21 protein-coding genes are annotated in these 20,931 nt (G+C 75.8%); 6 read left to right on the top strand and 15 right to left on the bottom strand.

The window, feature by feature from the left end; translation table 11 throughout:
• Nucleotides 1–511 precede the first annotated feature (511 nt).
• Complete coding sequence (locus tag ACFU5J_RS03050; protein ID WP_430577780.1) at nucleotides 512–1,699, top strand: hypothetical protein; 1,188 nt, start codon at nucleotides 512–514, stop codon at nucleotides 1,697–1,699.
• On the opposite strand, the gene ACFU5J_RS03045 is transcribed toward ACFU5J_RS03050, so the two are convergent.
• Nucleotides 1,653–2,315 carry an MOSC domain-containing protein gene (locus tag ACFU5J_RS03045; RefSeq protein WP_430577779.1) on the bottom strand — a complete coding sequence of 221 codons (663 nt, stop codon included), beginning with the start codon at nucleotides 2,313–2,315 and terminating at the stop codon, nucleotides 1,653–1,655. The genes ACFU5J_RS03050 and ACFU5J_RS03045 overlap by 47 nt on opposite strands.
• 82 nt (nucleotides 2,316–2,397) lie before the next feature.
• Here ACFU5J_RS03045 and ACFU5J_RS03040 point away from each other — a divergent pair, with 82 nt between their 5' ends.
• Nucleotides 2,398–3,726, top strand: coding sequence for an NAD(P)/FAD-dependent oxidoreductase (locus ACFU5J_RS03040; protein WP_430577778.1), 1,329 nt, complete (start codon nucleotides 2,398–2,400; stop codon nucleotides 3,724–3,726).
• On the opposite strand, the gene ACFU5J_RS03035 is transcribed toward ACFU5J_RS03040, so the two are convergent.
• From ACFU5J_RS03035 to ACFU5J_RS02990, 10 genes are all read right to left on the bottom strand, one after another.
• Nucleotides 3,698–5,098: an amino acid permease gene (locus ACFU5J_RS03035; protein WP_430577777.1), complete on the bottom strand. Its 1,401-nt coding sequence runs from the start codon at nucleotides 5,096–5,098 to the stop codon at nucleotides 3,698–3,700. The two genes, ACFU5J_RS03040 and ACFU5J_RS03035, sit on opposite strands and share 29 nt — an antisense overlap.
• 42 nt (nucleotides 5,099–5,140) lie before the next feature.
• Nucleotides 5,141–6,751, bottom strand: coding sequence for an ABC transporter permease (locus ACFU5J_RS03030; protein WP_430577776.1), 1,611 nt, complete (start codon nucleotides 6,749–6,751; stop codon nucleotides 5,141–5,143).
• A gap of 35 nt (nucleotides 6,752–6,786) precedes the next feature.
• Nucleotides 6,787–7,794 (bottom strand): ATP-binding cassette domain-containing protein, encoded by a 1,008-nt coding sequence (locus ACFU5J_RS03025; protein WP_430577775.1) that lies wholly within the window; start codon nucleotides 7,792–7,794, stop codon nucleotides 6,787–6,789.
• Nucleotides 7,791–8,531: a TetR family transcriptional regulator gene (locus ACFU5J_RS03020; RefSeq protein ID WP_430577774.1), complete on the bottom strand. Its 741-nt coding sequence runs from the start codon at nucleotides 8,529–8,531 to the stop codon at nucleotides 7,791–7,793. The genes ACFU5J_RS03025 and ACFU5J_RS03020 overlap by 4 nt, the downstream gene beginning before the upstream one ends.
• Nucleotides 8,532–8,594: 63 nt before the next feature.
• Nucleotides 8,595–9,521, bottom strand: coding sequence for a prenyltransferase (locus ACFU5J_RS03015; protein ID WP_430577773.1), 927 nt, complete (start codon nucleotides 9,519–9,521; stop codon nucleotides 8,595–8,597).
• A complete protein-coding gene (locus tag ACFU5J_RS03010; RefSeq protein ID WP_430577772.1) occupies nucleotides 9,518–9,856 on the bottom strand; it encodes a lycopene cyclase domain-containing protein in 339 nt (112 codons plus the stop codon). Before ACFU5J_RS03010 ends, ACFU5J_RS03015 begins: the two co-directional genes overlap by 4 nt.
• Nucleotides 9,853–10,257, bottom strand: a complete 405-nt coding sequence (locus ACFU5J_RS03005) for a lycopene cyclase domain-containing protein (RefSeq protein ID WP_430577771.1) — start codon at nucleotides 10,255–10,257, stop codon at nucleotides 9,853–9,855. Before ACFU5J_RS03005 ends, ACFU5J_RS03010 begins: the two co-directional genes overlap by 4 nt.
• A complete protein-coding gene (crtI, locus tag ACFU5J_RS03000) occupies nucleotides 10,254–11,876 on the bottom strand; it encodes a phytoene desaturase family protein (protein ID WP_430577770.1) in 1,623 nt (540 codons plus the stop codon). Before crtI ends, ACFU5J_RS03005 begins: the two co-directional genes overlap by 4 nt.
• Complete coding sequence (locus ACFU5J_RS02995) at nucleotides 11,873–12,841, bottom strand: phytoene/squalene synthase family protein (protein ID WP_430577769.1); 969 nt, start codon at nucleotides 12,839–12,841, stop codon at nucleotides 11,873–11,875. Before ACFU5J_RS02995 ends, crtI begins: the two co-directional genes overlap by 4 nt.
• Entirely contained in the window at nucleotides 12,838–13,893 is a 1,056-nt protein-coding gene (locus ACFU5J_RS02990) for a polyprenyl synthetase family protein (RefSeq protein WP_430577768.1), read from the bottom strand. Before ACFU5J_RS02990 ends, ACFU5J_RS02995 begins: the two co-directional genes overlap by 4 nt.
• Before the next feature lie 74 nt (nucleotides 13,894–13,967).
• Between ACFU5J_RS02990 and ACFU5J_RS02985 the strand changes: the two genes are divergently transcribed.
• Nucleotides 13,968–14,495 (top strand): MarR family winged helix-turn-helix transcriptional regulator, encoded by a 528-nt coding sequence (locus tag ACFU5J_RS02985; RefSeq protein ID WP_430573912.1) that lies wholly within the window; start codon nucleotides 13,968–13,970, stop codon nucleotides 14,493–14,495.
• Between the two features lie 35 nt (nucleotides 14,496–14,530).
• Here the strand turns inward: ACFU5J_RS02985 and idi are convergent, their stop codons facing one another.
• Both idi and ACFU5J_RS02975 read right to left on the bottom strand, forming a co-directional pair.
• On the bottom strand, nucleotides 14,531–15,085 hold the full coding sequence (idi, locus tag ACFU5J_RS02980; protein WP_430577767.1) for an isopentenyl-diphosphate Delta-isomerase: 555 nt from the start codon (nucleotides 15,083–15,085) through the stop codon (nucleotides 14,531–14,533).
• Nucleotides 15,082–15,921: a tryptophan-rich sensory protein gene (locus tag ACFU5J_RS02975; protein ID WP_430577766.1), complete on the bottom strand. Its 840-nt coding sequence runs from the start codon at nucleotides 15,919–15,921 to the stop codon at nucleotides 15,082–15,084. Before ACFU5J_RS02975 ends, idi begins: the two co-directional genes overlap by 4 nt.
• 157 nt (nucleotides 15,922–16,078) lie before the next feature.
• Between ACFU5J_RS02975 and ACFU5J_RS02970 the strand changes: the two genes are divergently transcribed.
• The gene (locus tag ACFU5J_RS02970) at nucleotides 16,079–17,563 is read left to right on the top strand and encodes an SDR family oxidoreductase (RefSeq protein ID WP_430577765.1); all 1,485 of its coding nucleotides are present in this window, start codon (nucleotides 16,079–16,081) and stop codon (nucleotides 17,561–17,563) included.
• Between the two features lie 13 nt (nucleotides 17,564–17,576).
• Here ACFU5J_RS02970 and ACFU5J_RS02965 read toward each other — a convergent pair whose 3' ends face one another.
• Nucleotides 17,577–17,909, bottom strand: a complete 333-nt coding sequence (locus ACFU5J_RS02965; protein WP_430577764.1) for a hypothetical protein — start codon at nucleotides 17,907–17,909, stop codon at nucleotides 17,577–17,579.
• Between the two features lie 61 nt (nucleotides 17,910–17,970).
• Nucleotides 17,971–19,389: an adenylosuccinate lyase family protein gene (locus tag ACFU5J_RS02960; RefSeq protein WP_430573907.1), complete on the bottom strand. Its 1,419-nt coding sequence runs from the start codon at nucleotides 19,387–19,389 to the stop codon at nucleotides 17,971–17,973.
• Nucleotides 19,390–19,557: 168 nt separating this feature from the next.
• Here ACFU5J_RS02960 and ACFU5J_RS02955 point away from each other — a divergent pair, with 168 nt between their 5' ends.
• Together ACFU5J_RS02955 and ACFU5J_RS02950 are read left to right on the top strand one after the other, a co-directional pair.
• Nucleotides 19,558–20,298, top strand: coding sequence for a VOC family protein (locus tag ACFU5J_RS02955; RefSeq protein ID WP_430577763.1), 741 nt, complete (start codon nucleotides 19,558–19,560; stop codon nucleotides 20,296–20,298).
• A gap of 61 nt (nucleotides 20,299–20,359) precedes the next feature.
• Nucleotides 20,360–20,931: hypothetical protein (locus tag ACFU5J_RS02950; protein ID WP_430577762.1), on the top strand; the 572-nt coding region annotated here is incomplete at its 3' end.

Genomic DNA, 20,931 nt, shown 5'->3' with positions numbered 1-20,931 from the left:
CGCGCCCCCTTCGGGCCGGCGCGTTGCGCGCCCCCCGCGCCCCCCGCGGGGCTGGCGCGGGCGCGCTGCCCGCCTCCGACCCGGGGGGCGGGGGGGGCCGGGGCGCCCCCCCCCCGGGGGGGGGGGCCCCCCCGGGGGCGCCCGCGGGCGCGCCCACCCGCCGGGGCTGGTGTCTTAGTAAACCCGGCCCCCCCCCCGCCGTGACGAGCGGTGCGCGCGACGAGTGCGGCTCCGGCGCGACCGGGGCACGGGTCGCGCCGGAGCCGGGTGCCCGAGGACGACGGCGACCGGCCGCGGGCGGCGCGACGCTCGCGCCATCGTCTTCGAACATGTGTTCGAGAGTAGCCGCCCCGACACCCCTCCACAAGAGGAACCGCCGTCCTGGCCGGGAGCGACCCGCGGACGCCGTTCCCGTGCGCGGGGGACCCCGTTCCCCCGTCCGGGGGAGGTTCCGGGCACCGGGCCGGCGGGAGCGTGGGAGCACACGCACCCCACGACCGGAGGCAGCACGATGACCAGCCCGACCGCCCCCAGGGAACTTCCCCGGCACGACCTCCCCCGCCCCGACCCGGGGCACGCCGAGGCTCCGCCGCCGGACCGCAGGCTCGCGGCCGCCGCGCTCGTGGCGTCCGCCGCCACGGCGGTCATGCTCGGCTGGTTCGCCGCCCGGCCCGAGATCGACCCGCTGCTCCCGGACGGGCGCATGCTCGGCGCGGAGCTCGTCCCCGCGACCTCGTTGGTCCTGCTGCTGCTCGCGGCGGCGCTGCTCGGCGCCGTGGTCGCCGCGGCCGCGCTCGCCGGCCCCACCGCCCGCGTCGCCGGGCGTCTGGTCGCACCGGTCGGCGTCGTCGAGGCCGTGGCCTTCGGCCTCCTCGCCCAGGGCTCCGGCACGCTCCCCGCGGCCGGGTACCTCGTCTCGTTCGCCGTCCCGGTCCTCGCCGTGTGGGCGGGCGTGCAGGTGTTCCGCAACCGCCCCGCGTGGCGGCTCCCGCTCGCCGCCGCCGCCGTCCTCGCCGTCGTCGGCATCGTGGTCGGCCGCGACGCGTTCGCCACCTGGGCGGGCGCCGTCTCGTCGGGGCTCGCGCGCGAGCCGTGGGCCATGCCGTCGGTGCTGCTGCCCCTCGCGACGGCGGCCGCGTGGGGCGGGCTCGTCGCCGTGCGCGCCTGGCAGCGCGGGTCGCTGCGGACCGCCACCGCCTGGGTGACCCGGCACCGGCGGCTGTTCACGATCCTCGCGGCGCTCGGGCCGCTGCCCTACGCGCTCGCCCGTGCCAGCTGGCTGACCCCGTGGCCGCAGCTCGGCAACGCCGAGGAGCTGACGCTGGCGGTGAAGATCCAGGGCCTGTCGCTCTCGTCCGGCGCCTGGCTCGGCGTCGTGCTCACGCTCGGCCTGATCCTGCCGTGGGGCGAGCGGCTGCCCCGCTGGTTCGGCCGCCGCGCCGGCCGGCCGGTGCCGCCCGCGGCCGCCATCGTGCCCGGCGGGATCGTCGCCGTCATGCTCTGCGGCGCCGCCGTCCCGATGCTCCTCCTCATGGGCGCCACCGCCGCCCTGTACTTCCCCGCGTGGTTCTGGGGGCCCACGCTCGCCCTCGCGGTCTGGGGGTACGCCGGTCACCGGTACGGCGCCCTGGAGCCGGACGCCGCGGCGGTCGTCAGCCCCGCAGAGCCTGCTCGGCCCGCTCCCGCATCTCGTCGCTGAGCCGCAGCTCGCCGTCGTCGTGGGCCACCAGCAGGGCCTTCGCGACGTCGGCGAGCGCGGCCGCGCCGTCCAGCCGGTTGTACGCCCCGAACCAGTCGGCCACGGTGACGCCGTGCGCGGGCCGGCGCACGACCTCCACCTCGTCCCCGGCACCCAGGTCGCCGTTCTCGACGACGCGGAGGTACGTGCCGGTCCGGTTCGCCTGCGTGAACCGGCGCACCCAGCGCGGCGGCGAGCCGAGGCGGCGGGCGAACGTCTGGCAGGGCGTGCGGGCCTGCGTCACCTCGAGGAGGGCCGAGCCCACGCGCCACTGCTCGCCGATGACGGCGCGGCTCACCTCGAGGCCGCGGGTGCGCAGGTTCTCGCCGAACAGGCCGGGCGTGACCTCGCGGCCGAGCTCGACGCCCCACGCCTCGGCGTCCTCCTGGGAGTACGCGTAGACCGCCTGGTCGAGGCCGCCGTGGTTGGCACGGTCCGCCTGGACGTCCGCGTACAGGCCGTACGGACGGGCCTTGACCCGGCCCTCGACGGGGCGCTTGTCGATGGCGGTGACGCCCACCGTCCCGGCGTCGGGCAGGAGGGCGTGGACGCGGCAGACGGCGAGGAGCTCGGGCACGCGCCCATCGTCTCAGGCCGGACGGCGCACCTCACACCGCGGGCGGCGGGCCCCGGGGTCGCCGGTCACCTACCGTGGTCCCGTGAGCGAACGCACCGACCTCCCCCATGTCGTCGTCGTCGGCGGAGGGTTCGGTGGCCTCGCGGTGGTGAAGGCCCTCGCGAAGGCGCCCGTCCGCGTCACCCTGGTCGAGCGCCGCGTGTACAACACGTTCCAGCCGCTGCTCTACCAGGTCGCCACCGGCGGGCTGAACGCGGGCGACGTCACCTACTGGCTGCGCGGGCTGCGCCTGAAGCAGAAGAACCTGCGCGTGCTGCACGAGCACCTGGTGGGCGTGGACCACGACGCCCGCACCATCCGCCTCGCCAACGACGAGGAGATCTCGTTCGACTTCCTCGTGCTCGCCAACGGCGTCACGGTGAACTTCTTCGACACGCCCGGCGCCAAGGAGAACGCGCTCGGCATGTACTCCCGCTCGCAGGCGCTGCGGATCCGCGACCAGCTCTTCATCCGGCTGGAGCGGTCGGCGTTCACCCCCGGGACCGACGAGGGCCTGCGCGTCGTCGTCGTGGGCGGCGGCGCCACCGGCGTCGAGGTGGCGGGCGCGCTCGCCGAGCTGCGCACCGCCGGGCTCGCGCCGGCCTACCCCGAGATCCACGGCGACGCGTTCGAGATCACCGTGGTGCAGCGCGGCACCGACCTGCTCAAGTCGTTCCACCCGACGCTGCGCGAGTACGCCGCCAAGGAGCTGGGCCACCGCGGCGTGAAGCTGCACCTGGGTGCGGGCGTCGCGGAGGTGCGGCCCGGGGCCGTGGTCCTCACCGACGGGACCAGCCTCCACGCCGACCTCACGGTGTGGTCCGCGGGCGTGGGCCCGCACCCCGAGGTGGACGACTGGGACCTGCCCCGCCGGCGCGGCGGCCGCATCGCCGTCGGCGCGGACCTGCAGGTCGAGGGGCGGCCCGGCGTCTTCGCGGTCGGCGACATCGCCGAGACCCCCGACTGGCTGCCGCAGCTCGCCCAGCCGGCCATCCAGGGCGGCCAGCAGGTGGCGCGCAACATCCTCGCGATCCTCGAGGGCCAGGCCACCGAGCCGCTCCGGTACCACGACAAGGGCACGATGGCGGTCATCGGGCGCCGGGCCGCGATCGCCGAGATCACGCTGCCCGTGACGTCGAGGAAGCTGCGGCTCACGGCCGGGCTCGCCTGGCTCGTGTGGCTGTTCGTGCACATCATGTCGCTCGTCGGGCCCCGCAACCGCGTCACGACGCTCGCCGGCCTGGTGACCCGGTACGGCTTCCCGTTCCACCGGCGACCGATCCCGATCGTCGGCGACGTGCCCACGATCCGGCCGTCGAAGCCGGATGCCGCACCCCCGGGGACTACGGCGCCGAGCGCGCCCGACGCGTGACGGCGTAGACCGCGAGGATCACGACGACCAGCCCGGCGGTCGCGGCGAGCTGGGCGCGCGCGGCCGGGTCGGACAGCATGAGCCCCGCCAGGGCGACGAGCCCCGCCAGGGTGACCCAGGTGAGGTACGGGAAGGCCCACATCCGCAGCCGCAGCGGCTCGCCGGAGCGCGCGGCATCGGCCTCGAGCCGGGGCCGCAGGCGCAGCTGCGAGACGGTGATGAGCAGCCACACGACGAACAGCGCGGAGCCGACGGCGTTGAGCAGGATCGTGAGGAGCTGCGCGGGCAGCAGCCAGTTGAGCAGCACCGCGACGACGCCGAAGAACACGGAGACCAGCACGGCCACCCACGGCACGTCGCGGCGGGACACGCTGGTCGTGGCGGCGGGCGCGTCGCGGCGCTGGCCGAGGGAGAAGAGCATGCGCGACGTGCCGTAGACGTTCGCGTTGAACGCGCTGAGCAGCGCGAGCACCACGACGACCTCCATGAGCCGCGCGCCGTTCTCGAACCCCGCGAGCTGCAGCACGGACACGAACGGGGACGCGAGGGCCGCGGCGTCGTCCCACGGGATGAGCGCGACGATGATCGCGACCGAGCCCACGTAGAACAGCAGGATGCGCCACACGATGGTGCGGGTGGCGCGGGCGACGGCGGTCCGCGGGTCGCGGGCCTCGGCGGCGGCGATCGCGACGATCTCGATGCCGCCGAACGCGAAGACGACGGTGAGCAGGCCCGCCGCGACGCCCGCCCAGCCGGCGGGGGCGAAGCCGCCGTGCTCGGCCCAGTGGCCCAGCACGCTGCCCGTCACGGGGACGACGCCGACCACGATGAGCACGCCCACCACGAGGAACGCGAGGATCGCGGCCACCTTGATCGCCGCGAACCAGAACTCCGACTCGCCGAACTGCCGCACGCCCACGAGGTTGATGCCGCCCAGCACGAGGACCACCACGGCCGCCACGACCCACTGCGGCACGTCGGGCCACCAGCCGCTGACGATCCCGGCCACGCCGGTCACCTCGACGCCCAGCACCATGATCAGCGTGAACCAGTACAGCCAGCCCAGCAGGAAGCCGGCCCACCTGCCGAGCGCCGCCTCCGCGTAGACGGAGAACGACCCGGACGCCGGCAGCGCGGACGCCATCTCCGCGAGCATCCGCATCACCAGCACGACGAGCGCGCCCGCGATGGCGTAGCTGACGAGGACGGCCGGCCCCGCCGTCGCGACGCCGACGCCGGAGCCCAGGAACAGGCCCGCCCCGATCGCGGAGCCGAGGCCCATCATCGTCAGGTGGCGGGTGCGCAGGCCGTGGGCCAGGGCGCCCGACGGCCTGTCGGCGGTCGGCGCGGCGTCGTCCGTGGGGGTGGTCACGACCGACCACGGTAACCCGAGCCGGCCGCGACCCCCGACGCGTCACTTCGTGGCGACGTCCCGCCGCCGGAAGCCGACGAACGCGAGCACCAGCAGCACGGCGGCCACGGCGCACAGCCCGCCGACGTGCGCCCCGTCGACGTCGTCGGTCATGGAGTTCGGCACCCACCAGAACGGGGAGATCCGGCGGGCCCAGTCCGGCAGGTGGAACAGGTCGGCGAACAGCCCGACGACGATCGTGTACTCCAGCAGGAGCCACACGAGCGACGACGCCCGGGGCGCCCAGGCGAACAGCGCCGCGGCGAAGCCCACGAAGACTGCCAGCGCCGGCAGGTAGAGCAGCCCGGCTCCGGTGACCTCCCAGAACGTCACGTCGGTGGTGCCGGCGACGGCCGCGCCCCCGGCCAGGGCGACGACGCCGGTGACCAGCACGACGACGGTGCCCACGGACGTCACGCCGAGGTTCGCCCCGAGCCAGCGGCCGCGGGAGACCGGCGTCGCGAGCGCGTACTCCGCCCGCCCGGCGTCCTCCTCCGTCTTGGCGCGCAGGGCCGCGACGATGCCGTAGGCGGCCGCACCGAGCGCGGCGTACAGGAGGATGATCCCGACGAAGGCCTTCGTGACCTCGCCGGTGCCCAGCACGCTGGCGTAGACCGGGTTGTCGGCGAGCGACTCCGTCATCGACGGGACCTGGTTGACGATCGTGCCGGTCGCGAACCACATGAAGGCGAGGCCGAGCGCCGTCCACAGCAGGGCCATGCGCTGCTGCAGCCAGACGAGCGCCGACGGGGACCGCAGGGACGCCCGGGCGTCGGCCCGGCCGCCGCGGTCCGGCACGAGTCCGGCGCCGAAGTCGCGGCGCGAGGCGAGCGCGGAGGCCAGCACCAGCAGGAGCACGATGGCGACGGCGCCGAGGGCGGCCGGCCACCAGCGCAGGTCCACGTAGGCGCGCATCTGCTGGGCCCACGCGATCGGCGAGAGCCAGGACACCCAGCTCCCGTGCTGCTGCTGCATGTCGCCGATGGTCCGCAGCGTGAACGCGGCGCCGAGGGCCGCCATCGACAGGCCGGTCGCGCCGCGGGAGTGCTCGGTGACCTGCGCCGCGACCAGCGCGATCGCGCCGAAGGTCATGGCGCTCATGGCGACGCCGAGGGAGAGCGCGATCGAGTCGACCGCCTCGAGGCCGTTGCCGATCAGCACCGCGGAGGACAGCGCGGCGACGACGAGGTTGACGAACAGCACCACGACGAGCGCCGCGACGACGGCGGCGTGACGGCCCACGGCGGCCGCGCGGACCAGCTCCGAGCGGCTGGACTCCTCCTCGGCGCGGGTGTGGCGCACCACCTGCATGATGCTCATGACGGCGAGGGCGAGCACCATCCACAGCACGAGCTCGTTCGAGACGGCCGCGCCCACCGTGTAGTGGTCGGTGCCGTAGCCGGGCCCCGTCATCGACACCATGGCGGGCGTCTGCACGAGGGCCGCGCGGGCCTGCATCCCGGCGGGGTCGTCCGCCATCGTCGTGTACTCGGCGAGCGAGGCGACGTACAGCGCCGGGATCGCGAGCGACCAGACCAGCAGCCGCACGCGGTCGCGGCGCAGGATGAAGCGCACCAGGCTCCACGTGCCCGTGAGGGTGGTCCCCCCGCGCACCGGGGCAGTGAGGGGCGGGGCAGCCAGGACGGCGCTCATCGCGCGCCCGCCCTGCTGCGCGCGCCCGCCTTGTCCTGGGCGCCGGAGACCTCGACGCCGTCGGCGGCGAGCTCGTCGCCGTAGTGCCGCATGAACAGCTCCTCCAGCGACGGCGGCTGCGCGGTGAAGGAGTGCACGCCCAGCGCGCTGACCGCGGGCAGCACGGTGCCCATCTCGGAGTTGTCGACGTCGAAGGTCACGCGGGTGCCGACGCCGTTCGGCGCGGCGGCGAGGTCGTGCACGCCGGCCATGGTGGCGATCGCGGACGGGTCGCCGTCGACGACGGCGGTGACGCTGGAGCGGGTGAGGTGGCGCAGGTCGTCGAGCGTGCCCGACTCGACGTCGCGGCCGCCGCGGATGATCGTCACGGTGTCGCAGACCTTCTCGACCTCGCTGAGGATGTGGCTCGACAGGAGCACGGACGTGCCGGCGGCCTTCGCCTGCCGCACCTGCTCGGTGAACACCGCCTCCATGAGGGGGTCGAGGCCGGAGGTGGGCTCGTCGAGCACCAGCAGGTCGACCTGGGAGACGAACGCCGCGACGAGCGCGACCTTCTGCCGGTTGCCCTTGGAGTAGGTGCGCGCCTTCTTGGTGGGGTCGAGCTCGAACCGCTCGAGCAGCTCGGCCTTCCGTTTCCGGTCGGGCTTGCCGCGCAGGCGGGCGAGGTAGTCGATGGCCTCGCCGCCGGTGAGGTTGGGCCACAGCGAGACGTCGCCGGGGACGTACGCGAGGCGGCGGTGCAGCGCGACGGCGTCCCGCCAGGGGTCGCCGCCGAGCATCCGCGCGCTGCCCGAGTCGGAGCGCAGCAGGCCCAGCAGCACGCGGATGGTGGTGGACTTCCCGGCGCCGTTCGGGCCGAGGAAGCCGGCGACCTGGCCGTGCTCGACGGTCAGGTTCAGCCCGTCCAGGGCCTGGACGGTGCCGAAGGTCTTACGCAGGTCGTGGATCTCGATCGCGGGCGTGCCCGTGGCGGTGCCCGCGGTGGGTGCAGCCGTGGTGGTCATGGTTCCTCTTCGTCGTGGGTGGGGGTTCCGTCGGTGGGGGCGCTCGCCCCGGGCGGCGGGTCCGGCACGTACAGGAGGTAGTCGTCGAGCATGCGACGGGTGGTGAGGAAGCCCTCGGTGTAGAGCTCGAGCATCGGCAGGTACAGCTCCCCCATGAAGCGGCGCATCGTGGTGCCGAGGTCCTCGGGGTCGTCGGGCGGGTCGAGCGCGACGGACAGCATCAGCGCGCCGAGGGAGGAGTAGACGAGGTAGCGGATCCGGCCCGCCTCGTCGCGGCTGGGCCGCACGACGCCGTCACGCACGGCCTCGGCCGTGTACTCCTGCGCGTCCGCGATCATGTGCTCGGTGAACTCGCGGCCGACGGTGCCGCCCGCCTGGAGCGAGCGGAGCACGTAGCCCACGAGGGGGCTGTACTGGTCGGACTCGGCGAGCACCTCGAGCAAGCGGCCCGACGCGGCCCGGCCGATCGAGTCGCGCTTGACGGCGCGGATCCAGGCGAGGACGTGCTCGTCGCACGCGGCGTGCAGCTTCTCCTTGGACCCGAAGTGGTGGATGACGAGCGCGGGGCTCACGCCCGCGTCGGCGGCGATCGTGCGGACCGAAGCGCCGAGGCCCGACCGGGCGAACCGCAGCACCGCGGCGTCGAGGATCCGCGACCGCGCGCTGCCGTCCGACGGCGGCACGACGGCCCCCCGGGGCTCGGCCACCTCCTCGGCGGCGGTATCGACTGAACGCATGTTCAACAGACTAAACACGTGTTCAGGCCGAGGGCAAGACCCCGCGGCCGGCTCGTCGCCCGGTCAGAGCCAGCCCATGGCGACGGCGATGAGCAGCTGGGTGACGAGGAACCCCGTCACGAGGTTGAGCCACAGGAACCGCCGCCACCCGGCGTGGGCCTCCTCGCAGCGGGAGTCGGGCAGGCTGCGGTAGGGCGCGATGCTCACGACGTACGGCACGACCAGGACGGCGGCCCAAGCAACGGGCGGACCGCCCAGCAGGAGCACGAGGCCGGCGGCGGCGTAGAGCGCCATTGCCCCGCGCACGGTGCGGGCGGCGCCCAGCCACGTGGCGACCGAGCCGATGGCGGCCGCCCGGTCCGCCTCGACGTCCTGCACGGCGCCGAACGCCTGCGACGCCATGCCCCACAGCAAGAACCCGGCCAGGGCGGCGAGCACCGGCCCGGTGGGCGCGGCGCCCGCCAGCGCCAGCCCGAACACGGCGGGGCTGACGAAGTGCGTGCTTGACGTGGCCGAGTCGAGCACCGGGCGCTCCTTGAACCGCAGCCCGGGCGCCGAGTAGGCGACGACGGCGAACACGCTCACCGCGAGCACGGCGGTCGACGCCACGTCCCCCACGAGGACCAGGTAGACGAGGAACGGGACGTTGCTCAGCACCGCGGCCCGCACGGTGAGGCGGTGCCAGCGGCGCGACAGCACGACGCCCTCGATGCCGCCCTTGCGGGGGTTGCGCAGGTCGGACTCGTAGTCCCACACGTCGTTCAGGCCGTACATCAGCAGGTTGTACGGGACGAGGAAGTAGAGGGCGCCGACCACGAGCTCCGGCACCCCGACGCGCCCCGTGCCGCCCGCCATCAGGTACGCGGCGGCGAACGGGTACGCCGTGTTGACCCAGCTCACGGGGCGCGACGAGCCCAGCACCTGGCGCCACGCCGCGGCCGCCCCCGACGTCGCCCCCGACGTCGCCCCGGTCTCCACCGTCCGCGTCACCGCTCGCCCCTCTCCTCGACGGGCTCGCCGGCGCTCTCCCCGTCCCCGGCCAGCGCCCAGAGCGCCGGCAGCAGCAGCGCCGCCACGACCGGCCACGCGAGGTCCTCGACCGGCGTCAGCCACAGTCGCACGCCCAGCAGCGCCGTCTCGCCGTACCGGAACAGGTCGGCCGCGATCATGAGGCTGTCGAACACGACCGTGAGCCCCACGAGCCCGGCGGCGGCGAGCGCCGTCGCCGCCCACCACCGCGCGCCGAGGCCCCGCACCGCGGTGGCCACCAGCGCGACGACGAGCGCCCCCACGACGGCGGCGACCCCGAGCCCGGCGTACGTCATCGCCCCTCCCCCGTCCGCGCGGGGACGACCGCGGCGGCGTCCCGCCCGGCGGGCCCCGACCGGGAGGCGGCGCGCCGCGCGAGGCCGCGCCGCAGGAGCCCGTGGAGCACGAGCGTGAGGTGGCAGAGGAACAGGATGAAGAACAGCTCCTCCAGCGGCAGGTGCGGGGCGAGCTCGACGCCGGTCGTGACGGGCCCGCCGCGCGCGTAGAAGCCCCGGTCGATGGCGACGAGGTCCCACGCGAGGAACACGAGAGTGCCGGCGGCGAGCACCGCCGCGCCGCGGCCCGGGGTGGCGGAGAACAGGACGAGGCGCGCGCGGCGGTCCACGGCGACGGTCGAGGCCAGGGCGCCGAGCAGCAGCCCGAGGTAGAGGAACGAGGTCCAGGGCAGGGCGATCACTCCCAGGGGTGGAGGGCCGGCCCGGTCACGGGGAGCGGGTCGGCGCTCGTGTCCCCGCGGACCCGCTTCACGGCGAGCTCGGCGCTGATGAGGCACATGGGCAGGCCGACGCCCGGGATGGTCGAGCCGCCGGCGTGGAGCAGGCCCGCGACCCGCCGCGACCGGTTGCCCGCCCGGAACATCGCGCTCTGGCGGAGCGTGTGCGCCGGCCCGAGCATGCCGCCCGACCACGACGAGAGGTCGGCGGCGAAGTCGCCCGGGCCGACGGTGCGCCGCACGACGATCCGGTCGCGCAGGTCCGGCACGCCCGCCCAGGCCGCCACCCGGTCGATGGCGGCGTCCGCGACCGCCTCGACCGCGGCGTCGCCCATGCCATCCTCGCCGCCGCGGCCGAGGCCCGGGTCCGCGGGCACGGGGACGAGCAGGAACAGGTTCTCGTGCCCGGGCGGGGCGACCGACGGGTCGGTGCGCGAGGGCGTGCACACGTACAGGGACGCCGGGTCGGGCACGCGCCCGGCGGCGATCGCGCCGAAGTTCTCCTCCCAGTCCGCGGCGAAGAACAGCGCGTGGTGCGGCAGCTGCGGCACCCGGCCGCGCACGCCCAGCATCACCAGGACGCCGCCCGGGCCGGGGTCGCGCCGGGCCCACCACCCCGGCGACCGCTCGCGCAGGTCGGGCGGGAGCAGGTCGGACTCGACGTGGTGCAGGTCGGCGGCGGTGACCACGACGTCCGCCGGGGCGTGGTGCGCCCTGCCGGCGGAGTCCTCCCACCGCACGCCCGTGACCGACGCCCGAGGGCGGCGCGGACCGGGGACGGGGAGTCCGGTCCGCACCACCCCCGGCGCGGCCCCGACGGCCGTGGTGGTGATCGTGGTCGCCCGGGCGCGGGTGCGCAGGGTGACCCCTGCGCCGACCGCGAGCGACGCGACCGCGTCGACCACACGTGCGAACCCCCCCAGTGGGTAGCGCACGCCGCCGTCGAGATCGAGGGCACTCATCAGGTGGTACATGCTCGGCGCCCGGTCGGGCGTGGAACCGAGGAAGACCGCGGGATAGCCCAGCACCTGCCGCAGGCGCACGTCCTGGAAGCTCGCCGCGACCCGGCGCGCGAGCGACGCGCCGAGCAGGGGCACCAGCCGGTGCCACCGCGCCGCGACGTCCCGGTGGGCGAACGGCCGCCACGACGCGAACGTCGTGTACAGGAAGTGCCGCAGGGCCATGTCGTAGGTGTCGTGCGCGGAGTCGAGGTAGCGCTCCAGCCGCGCGCCCGCCCCCGGCTCGATCGCCTCGAACGACGCCACGTTGGCCGCCCGGTCGGGCGAGACGTCGAGAGGCCGGTCGTGCCCCTCGAAGAACACCCGGTAGGCCGGGTCGAGCCCCACGAGGTCGAGCTCGTCGTCCGCGGTGGTCCCCATGAGCCGGAACCAGTGGTCGAACACCTCCGGCATGAGGTACCACGACGGGCCCGTGTCGAACCGGAAGCCGTCCCGCTCCCACGAGCCGGCCCGGCCGCCCACGACGGCATGCCGCTCCAGGACCTCCACCTCGTGACCGTCGCGGGCGAGCAGCCCCGCCGTCGCCAGCCCGGCGATCCCGGCCCCCACCACCACGACCCTCACCGGAGCACGTCCCTCGCGAGGACGCCGGCCACGATCCGCGCCTTGACCGGGCCGGGCACGCGCACGCGCTCGCGCCGGATCGTGGCGGCGGGGGTCTCGGCCAGCCGCCGGGACAGCGCGGCGAACAGGTCGTGGGCCGCCCGCACCGCGCGCCGTGAGCTGCGCGGCAGGCCGTCGATCGCCACGGCCGCGGCCGCCAGGTCGGCGTCGACGTCGGCGAGCAGCCGGTCCCGGTCGTCGTCGTCGAACGTGTCGACGTCGAGGCCGGGGAAGTACGAGCGGCCCCGCTCGTCGACGTCCTCCGCCAGGTCGCGCAGGAAGTTGACCTTCTGGAACGCCGCGCCGAGGCGGGCGGCTCCCGGGGCGAGGCGGTCGTAGGCCGCGTCGTCCCCCGCGACGAACACCCGCAGGCACATGAGGCCCACCACCTCGGCCGAGCCGTGCACGTACGCCGCGAAGCTGGCCTCGTCGTGCGCGGTAACCGTGAGGTCCGCCCGCATCGACGCGAAGAACGGCGCCACCAGGTCGTCCCCGATGCCGAACTGCCGCGCCGTCCGCGCGAAGGCGTGGACCACGAGGTTGCTGCTGCGACCGCACGCCGTGGCGCGGGCGACCTCGCGCTCGAGGTCGTCGAGCAGCTCGGCGCGCGCGGCGGCGCCGAGGCCGGGGTGGACGTCGTCGACGATCTCGTCCGCGACCCGGACCAGCGCGTACACCGTCCGCACGGGGTCGCGCACGGGGTCGCCGAGCAGACGGCAGGCCCAGCCGAAGGACGACGAGTAGGCCCGGATGACGACGGCGGCGCTACGCACCGCGACGGCGTCGTACAGGTCGTCGGCGGCAGGGCCGACGGCGTTGGCGGTGTCGGCGGTGTCGGCGGTGTCGGCGGCGTCGGCGGGAGCCGGCGCGGCGTGGACGTCTGCCGTGGCGGGCCGGACGGTCCGGGCGGCCGGGACGGCGCTCATGCGGCGCTCGGGGAGTCGTCGGGCACGGGGCCGGCCACGCGGGCGGCGAGGACGCCCAGGCCGAACTCCTCGCCGAGGCGGACCGCGTCGCGCTCGAGGACCCTCGCGAGGGCCTCGACCGCCGCGCGGGCGCCGCAGGCCGCGAGCAGCTCCCGCGCACGGTCCAGCTCGGGCTCCGCCGCGTCGGGGCGGCCCAGCACGGTGCTCAGCTCCTCCCACGCCCAGGTCCCGCGCGCGAGCGCCACGAGCGGGGTGCACTTGCCCTCGCGCAGGTCGGACGCGTTGCTCTTGCCGGTCTCCGCGGGGTCGCCGAACACGCCGTCGAGGTCGTCCCGGAGCTGGAACGCGACGCCCAGGTCCCGGCCGAGGCGCTGGACGCCGGCGTCGAGGTCGTCGCGGCCCGCGAGGATCGCGGCCGCACGCAGCGGGAGCTGGAAGCTGTACACGGCCGTCTTGCGCTCGGCCGTGAGCAGCACCTCGTCGAGGTCGGCGCAGGAGGAGCCGAGGCTGAGCCAGACGTCCGCGAGCTCGCCGTCCGCCGTGAGGTGCATGGCCTCGTCCAGGACGTCGAGGAGCCGCTCGGTGGTCGCGGGCGCCGCACCGCACAGCGCGACGGCCCGGACGGCCCCGGCGAGGGCCAGGTCGCCGGCGAGGATGCCGGCGGCGGCGCCGTAGTCCCGGGCCTGCCGGGGGCTCGCCCCGGACTCCAGCGCCTGCGCGGCGTGCGCGCCGGCCACGTTCGGGCGGCCTCGGCGGGTGTCCGCGCCGTCGATCACGTCGTCGTGCACGAGGAACGCGTGGTGGAGCAGCTCGACGGCGGCGCCGACGCGCACCGCGACCTCCCGCGGCTCGGGCGGCGCCGCGCCGGCGAGGGCGTCGTAGGCCTCCACCAGGATCCGCGGCCGCAGCCGCTTGCCCCCGTGGCTCGTCCCCCGCACCGCGCCCCACAGGCGGGTGCCGTCGGGGCGGTCGCCCGCGGCGAACAGGCTCTCGACCGCGCCCTCGACGGCGCCACCCACCTGGTCGACGGCGTCGGGAGTCGAGTGCGGCACGTTCCACCTCCTCGTCCGGAATGTATCTAGCCTAGCAAGATACTAGCCACAGGAGGTAGTCGTATGATGGGCGCGTGACCGAGGCACCCGGAGACGGCTCGTCCTACTGGTACGGGACGCAGGACGCGGAGCCGCGCCGCCTCCTCGAGGCCCTGCGCGCGTTCCGCCGCTCCGACGAGTCGATGCGGCGCCGCGCCGGCCGCGACATGGGGATGAACCTCACCGACCTCCGCGCCCTCCAGCACGTCATCGCGTGCCAGCAGCAGGGCGACCCGGCGACCCCGCGCGGGATCGCGGAGTACCTGGCGATCTCCACCGCCTCCACGACGAAGCTGCTCGACCGCCTGGTCGCGTCGGGCCACCTCGAGCGGCACCCGCACCCGTCCGACCGCCGGTCGGTGGTCGTCGTCGCCTCCGCGGCGGCCCACGCCGAGGTGCGCGAGCGCCTCACCCACGTGCACGACCGCATGCTCGAGATCGCGCGGGCCGTCCCGGCGCACTGCCGCCCCGCCGTCCAGGAGTTCCTGCTCGCCATGGCCGCAGAGGCCGAGGCGGAGGCCGACGACGCCGCGGGCACCGTGGTCGGCGAGACGTCCGCCTGACCCCCGCGGGCCCGGCGACGCGCGCCCACGGCGGGTCAGCCCGGCGCCGTCCAGCCCACGGACCGCAGCTCCGGCACCTGCGCGACCATCCACGGGCTCAGCGCCCACGGCGCGAGCGCCACGAGGCCCTCGACCTCGTCGGGGCCCACCCAGCGCAGGTCCATCACCTCGTCCGGGTTCGGCACGGGCTCCTGGTCGGTCGTGGCGAGCAGCACGGGGCAGAGCTCGTTCTCGACCACGCCGCCGGCGTCCACCGCGCGGTAGCGGAACGAGGGCAGCACCGGCTCGCCCGTGGTGGCGACGTCGAGCCCGAGCTCGTGCCGGGCGTGCCGGCGCACGGCCTGGCCCCACGACTCGCCCTCCCGCGGGTGCCCGCAGAACGAGTTGGTCCAGACGCCCGGCCAGGTCCGCTTCGTCAGCGCGCGCCGCGTCACGAGGACGCGCCCGTCGGGCCGGAACAGGTAGCAGGAGAAGCCGAGGTGCAGCGGGGTGTCGCGCGTGTGCACCGTGGCGCGCGGCGCGCGACCGAGGTGGGTGCCGTCGTCGCCGACCAGGATCACGTGGTCCTCGGGCCCGGCTCCCCCGCTCATCGGTCGCCCTCGCGCCGCGGCTCCCGGACCGCACGGGAGCGGACTGCCGCCGGCGCGGCCGCCCGCGCCCGCAGCACGACCGCCGCGCCGAGCACGACGACCGCCGCCGCCACCGCGGCCACCATCGCCGGCGTCGAGGGCGGCCGCCCGTCGGCCCGGGCCACCGCCACCCAGACCAGGCCCCACGCGAGGGCCGCCGCGACCGCGATCCGGCCCTCGCCGCGCACCGCCAGGGCGACGCCGATCCCCGCGACGACCGCGAGGATCCCCACGGCCCACCAGTCGGGGGTCACCGCGCCGCCCGCGAAACCCGCGGCGGCGAGGGCGGCCGCGACGTTCGCGACCGTGGCCACGCACACCCAACCCAGGTAGAGGCCGAGCGTCCCGTCCACGAGCACCCTCTCGGCCGCCCCCGTCGCCGGCGTCCGCACGAGGACCAGGAACGTCCGGGCGAGCACGGCCAGGAGCACCGCGATGACCGCCACGCTCCACCACAGCGCGCCCGCCTGGACCACGAGGATCCACGCCGCGTTGAGCAGCATCGTCGCGGCGACGGGGAGGCGGAGGCGGCGCTGCCTGTCGTCGGCCGCGTGCGCGGGGAGCCACTGGAAGAGCGTGTACCCGGCGAGCCCGAGGTAGATGACCGTCCAGATCGAGAAGGCCGGCGACGCCGGGGCCACGAGGGTGGCGTCGGCGGCGAGCGCCCCGCCCGCGGCCTCGGAGACCGGGGTGCCGCCGAAGACGCCCACGCCGATCATCGAGCCCACGACGCAGACCAGAAAGCTCGCGGTGACCGCGACCTGCTGCAGCCGCGGGGCGGCCTGGGTGCCCGCCATGGGACCTCCTGGGACGTGCGTGTCAGGGCAGGGCCGGGACGGCCGCGCCTCCGTCCCCCACGATGCCATCGCCGTGCGAATATTGCTAGCCTGGCTAGCAACTTGGGTGGCCGATCCGTGCCGACCGGCCCCACGCGCACGAGAGGCAGGTGGGCACATGCCGTCCGACTCCCCCCTCGTCCTGGTCACCGGGGCGACCGGCTACATCGGCGGGCGCCTCGTGCCCGAGCTGCTCGCCGCCGGGTACCGCGTCCGCGTGCTCGCCCGGCACCCCGAGCGGCTCGCCGCCCGCGAGTGGGCCGAGGCCGTCGACGTCGTGACCGGCGACGCGGGCTCGCACGGTGACCTGCGCCGCGCCCTGGACGGCGTGGAGGTGGCCTACTACCTCATCCACGCCCTCGGTGCGGGGCCGGGGTTCGCCGACACCGACCGCCGCACCGCCGCCGGGTTCGCGGCCGCCGCCGCCGAGGCCGGGCTGCGCCGCGTCGTCTACCTGGGCGGGCTGTACCCCGACACGGACGACCTCTCGCCCCACCTCCGCTCCCGCCGGGAGGTGGAGGAGATCCTGCTCGCCGGCGACGTGCCCACGGTCGTGCTCCGGGCCGCGGTGATCCTGGGCTCCGGGAGCGCGTCGTTCGAGATGATGCGCTACCTCACCGAGCGGCTGCCCGTGATGGTCGCGCCCCGGTGGATCGACAACCGCATCCAGCCCGTGGCGGTCCGCGACGTGCTCCGCTACCTGGTCGGGGCGGCGACGGTCCCCGGCTCGGTCAGCCGCGGCTTCGACATCGGCGGCCCCGACGTGCTCACCTACCGCCGGATGATGCAGCGCTACGCCGCCGTCGCCGGTCTGCGGCCGCGCGTGATCGGTGCCGTCCCCGTGCTGACGCCGCGGCTGGCGAGCCTGTGGGTCGGGCTCGTCACCCCGGTGCCGCCGGCGATCGCCCGCCCCCTCGTGGGGTCGCTGGTCCACGAGGTCGTGGCCCGCGACCACGACATCGCGGCCTACGTCCCCGACCCCCCGGGCGGGCTGATCGGCTTCGACGACGCGGTCACCCTCGCGCTGGCCCGGATCCGGGACCTGGACGTGCGCACCAGCTGGAGCTCCGCGTCGACGCAGGGGGCGCCGTCCGACCCGCTCCCGGACGACCCGGACTGGGCCGGCGGCAGCCTGCTGGTCGACGACCGGGCCCACGAGGTCGACACCACCCGCGAGTCGCTCTGGTCGGTGATCGAGGGCATCGGCGGGGCGCACGGCTGGTACTCCTGGCGGCTCGGCTGGGTGGCGCGGGGCCTGCTGGACCGCCTCTTCGGCGGGCCGGGGCTGCGCCGCGGCCGCCGGCACCCGCACCGGCTCGAGCCCGGCGACGCGCTCGACTGGTGGCGCGTGGAGAAGGTGGTGCCCGGTCGCCTGCTGCGCCTGCGCGCCGAGATGCGCCTCCCCGGCCTCGCGTGGCTCGAGCTCTCGGTCGAGGACGGCCCCGGCGACCGGCCCGTGTTCCGCCAGCGCGCGATCTTCTCGCCCCGCGGCCTGCCCGGGCAGCTCTACTGGTGGGGGATCAGCCCGTTCCACGGCGTCGTGTTCGGCGGGATGCAGCGCAACATCGCCCGCGCGGCGCACGAGCACGCCGTGCACGGCTGACGCCGGGAACGGTTCAGTGCCGGGCTCGGCGCGCGCCGAGCGGGCCGCCGAAGACCAGCGAGATGCCGATGACGTACCCGACGTCGTACCAGTTGCCGTTGTTGTGCACCTCGTAGATCGACACCGAGTCGGTGAAGAGGGACACGAAGAACGTGACCGGCAGGATCATGCCCTGCCACAGGCCCCACCAGAACCCGTACGGCCCCTGGCCGCCGATCGCGGAGGTGTCCACCCCCGGGTTCGGGCCGGCCGCGCACGCGGCCAGCAGGACGAGGGCGCCGACGGCGAGCACCACGGTCGCGGCCCGGCGGGCGCGCCGTCCGCGCGGGGAGAGCACGGGTTCCATCTCCCCACGATGGCACCGGCCGCGGGCCGGCGCCGGGCGGGCAAGGTCCCGCGGCGCCGATTCACCCCTCGCCGGGACGCTGGCTCCCGATCGCGACGGGGATCCGCTCGGGAAGCGCCGCCAGCCTGTCGGCGGCCTCGCCCGCGCACGCGGCCAGGTCCAGCGCGATCTCCACGCTCAGGCCGAGGTAGCCCGCCGGGTCGAGCAGCGCGCGCAGCTCGTCGTCGTCGAACGCGCCGCTCACCACCGGGTCGCCGTGCAGCAGCTCGAGGAACGGGCGGCCGTCCGACGCCGCCGCCTGCGCGACCGCGAAGACCACGTCGTGCGCCCGCTGGCGCCCGATCTTCTCCCCGAGCGCGAGCATGAGGGACTCCGAGCCGATCATGCCCTCGGACAGCCGGATGTTGGCGCGCATCCGGTCCGGGTCGAGGTCGAGGCCGTCCATCACCACCTCCAGCCGGGCGAGCATGTCGCCCGCGAGCACGGCCGCGGAGGCGGACACGTCCTCCAGCAGGGCCGTCATCGCGCCGTTGGCCTCCTGGTCGTGCAGCATCGACTCCAGCGCCGGGCCCGCGAGCGCGCGCAGCTCCGCCGACATCGTCTGCATGTCCAGCGCGAGCTGCGGGTTGCGCTTGTGGGGCATCGTCGAGCTGCCGACCGTGCCCTCCGGCACCGGCTCGAACGCCTCCGCGAACTCCGGCTGCATCAGCGTGTAGACGTCCCTGCCGATCTTCCCGATCGTGCCCGCGAGCTGCGCCAGCACCAGCACGAGCTCCACGATGCCGTCGTTCACCGACCGCGACGGCACCCGCATCGGGTGCAGGCCGAGCCGCCGCGCCACGCCCGCCTCGACCGCACGCCCCGAGCCCCCGAACGACGCGAACGTGCCCGCCGCGCCGCCCATGAGCACGCAGAACAGCCGCTCGTCGAGCCGCTCCAACCGGTCCGCGTGCGCGGCCAGCTGGTCGATCCACACCGCCACCTTGAACCCGAACGTCACGGGCACGGCGTGCTGGCTGTGGGTGCGGCCCGCCATCGGCAGCGCGGCCGAGGACGTCGCGAGCCGCTCCGCCGAGCGCAGCACGCGGCCGAGCTGGCGCAGCACCGCGCGATGGGCGTCGCGCAGCACCAGCACGTCGGCGGTCTGCGTGATGTTCTGCGTGGTCGCGCCCCAGTGCACCCAGCCGCCGTGCTTGGAGCCGACGGCCCGCGCGAACTCCTCGATGAGCGGCACGAGCGGGTGACTGGCCTCGGCCGTCGCCGCGAGGACCCGCTTCACGTCGAGCTTCTCGATCCGCGCCGTGAGCGCGATGGCGCGGGCGGACTCGGCGGGGATGAGGCCGGCGTCGGCCTCCGCGAGCGCCAGTGCCGCCTCCACGTCGAGGCGCGCCTGCCAACGGTTCTCCCGCGTGAAGAGGCGCGCGATCCCGGGGTCCGGCACCCGCCCCTCGGTGAAGCGTCCGAACGGTGCGACGATCATGGGCTGCTCCCGGGGCCGACGGCGATGGGCAGCATGATCGCCCCGGCCGGCCGCCGTGTACACCCCTGGCCGCCGGCCGCTGCGGGTGTCGGTGGGGCGCGGCAGGCTGGTCGAGCACCCCCGGCCCCACGACGACGTGCCGAGGCCGGGCCCACGCGAGGAGGACACATGAGCGACGAGACGACGACGCGCACACGGGTCGCGGCCCTGGACGCGGTGGTGTTCGACGCCCCGGACCCGCGGGCGTCGGCGGACTTCTGGCGCGAGCTGACCGGCGGCGAGGTCGTCCAGGGGTACGGCGAGGACTGGATCACCGTGGACACCCCCGACGGGTGGTCGCTCGCCTTCCAGCCCGCGCCCGACCTGGTGCCGCCGGCGTGGCCCGGCCAGGAGCACCCGCAGCAGGTGCACCTCGACCTGCGCGTGCCCGACGTCGCCGCGGCCGTGCGGCGCGCGGTGGGGCTCGGCGCCACCGTCCTGCGCGAGAGCCCCGGGTGGACCACCCTCGCCGACCCGGCCGGGCACCCCTTCGACCTGTGCCACGCGCCCGACAACGACGGCCTGACGGTGATGGGCGTGACCTTCGACGTTCCGGACGCGTCCGCGGCGGCCGCGTTCTGGTCGCGCGTGCTCGGCGACCCCGTGGTGTACGACGCCGAGGGCATGGCGATGCTCGGCGGGGAGAAGGCCGTGCTGTTCCAGCAGGTGGAGGGCTACCGGCCCCCGCGCTGGCCCGACCCGGCGCACCCGCAGCAGCTGCACCTCGACCTCGTCGTGGGGCCGCAGACCCTGGACGAGGCCGAGCGGGCGGCGCTCGCCGTCGGAGCGGAGCGGCTGCCGGGCGGCGAGGACACGTTCCGCGTGTTCGCCGACCCCGCCGGCCACCCGTTCTGCCTCTGCCTGTCCTGAGGCGGCGACCCGCCGGGCAGGCGCTTTCCGTGGGGGCGCGGCGTCCCTAGGGTGATCGGCCATGCGACCCGACCGGCTGACCCGGCACGCCCGCGACCTCACGACGCGCTCCCTGGAGTGGATGGACGACCGGTGGGACCCGGCCGTCGGCCTGCTCCGCGCCCCCGAGCCGGTGGGCGACGAGCACGCGCCGGCCGGCCACCTGGTGCGCGAGACCACCTGGTACGCCCTCGGCCTCCTCGTGCGCGACGCCCCCGCGCGGGACGGGGCCGAGGCGGACCTCGACCGCGCGCGCCACGCTCTCGGGCGGGTGCTGGACCACCAGCTCGACGCGCCGGGCGCCCCCTTCCACGGCACGTGGCGGCGCAGCCCGCACGAGCCGGTGCCGGGCCCCGGCTCCGCCGCGTGGCGCGACTACGACCCGAACTGGCGCGAGTTCGTCGGGACGACGCTCGTGGTCGTCGCGACCGAGTTCCCCGAGGCGCTCGACGGCGGGCTCCGGCGCCGGGTCGACGAGGCGCTGCGGCGCGCCGTCGAGGGCACGCTCGCGCGCGGCGTCGACGCGCGCTACACGAACATCGCGCTCATGACGGCGTTCCTGCTCCAGGACGCCGCGGCCCGGCTCGGCGAGCC

The organism is Isoptericola sp. NPDC057559 (genome assembly GCF_042801555.1).
In the GTDB taxonomy this organism is placed as follows: Bacteria; Actinomycetota; Actinomycetes; order Actinomycetales; family Cellulomonadaceae; genus Isoptericola.
This window is presented reverse-complemented; position numbering and strand designations above follow the sequence as displayed.

Excerpts from the sequence above, each read along its gene's own strand:
- ACFU5J_RS03050 (WP_430577780.1), top strand. The coding sequence starts at position 512 with ATGACCAGCCCGACCGCCCCCAGGGAACTTCCCCGGCACGACCTCCCC.
- ACFU5J_RS03025 (WP_430577775.1), bottom strand. The coding sequence starts at position 7,794 with ATGACCACCACGGCTGCACCCACCGCGGGCACCGCCACGGGCACGCCC.
- ACFU5J_RS03020 (WP_430577774.1), bottom strand. The coding sequence starts at position 8,531 with ATGCGTTCAGTCGATACCGCCGCCGAGGAGGTGGCCGAGCCCCGGGGG.
- ACFU5J_RS03010 (WP_430577772.1), bottom strand. The coding sequence starts at position 9,856 with ATGACGTACGCCGGGCTCGGGGTCGCCGCCGTCGTGGGGGCGCTCGTC.
- ACFU5J_RS02995 (WP_430577769.1), bottom strand. The coding sequence starts at position 12,841 with ATGAGCGCCGTCCCGGCCGCCCGGACCGTCCGGCCCGCCACGGCAGAC.
- idi (WP_430577767.1), bottom strand. The coding sequence starts at position 15,085 with ATGAGCGGGGGAGCCGGGCCCGAGGACCACGTGATCCTGGTCGGCGAC.
- ACFU5J_RS02975 (WP_430577766.1), bottom strand. The coding sequence starts at position 15,921 with ATGGCGGGCACCCAGGCCGCCCCGCGGCTGCAGCAGGTCGCGGTCACC.
- ACFU5J_RS02970 (WP_430577765.1), top strand. The coding sequence starts at position 16,079 with ATGCCGTCCGACTCCCCCCTCGTCCTGGTCACCGGGGCGACCGGCTAC.
- ACFU5J_RS02965 (WP_430577764.1), bottom strand. The coding sequence starts at position 17,909 with ATGGAACCCGTGCTCTCCCCGCGCGGACGGCGCGCCCGCCGGGCCGCG.
- ACFU5J_RS02960 (WP_430573907.1), bottom strand. The coding sequence starts at position 19,389 with ATGATCGTCGCACCGTTCGGACGCTTCACCGAGGGGCGGGTGCCGGAC.
- ACFU5J_RS02955 (WP_430577763.1), top strand. The coding sequence starts at position 19,558 with ATGAGCGACGAGACGACGACGCGCACACGGGTCGCGGCCCTGGACGCG.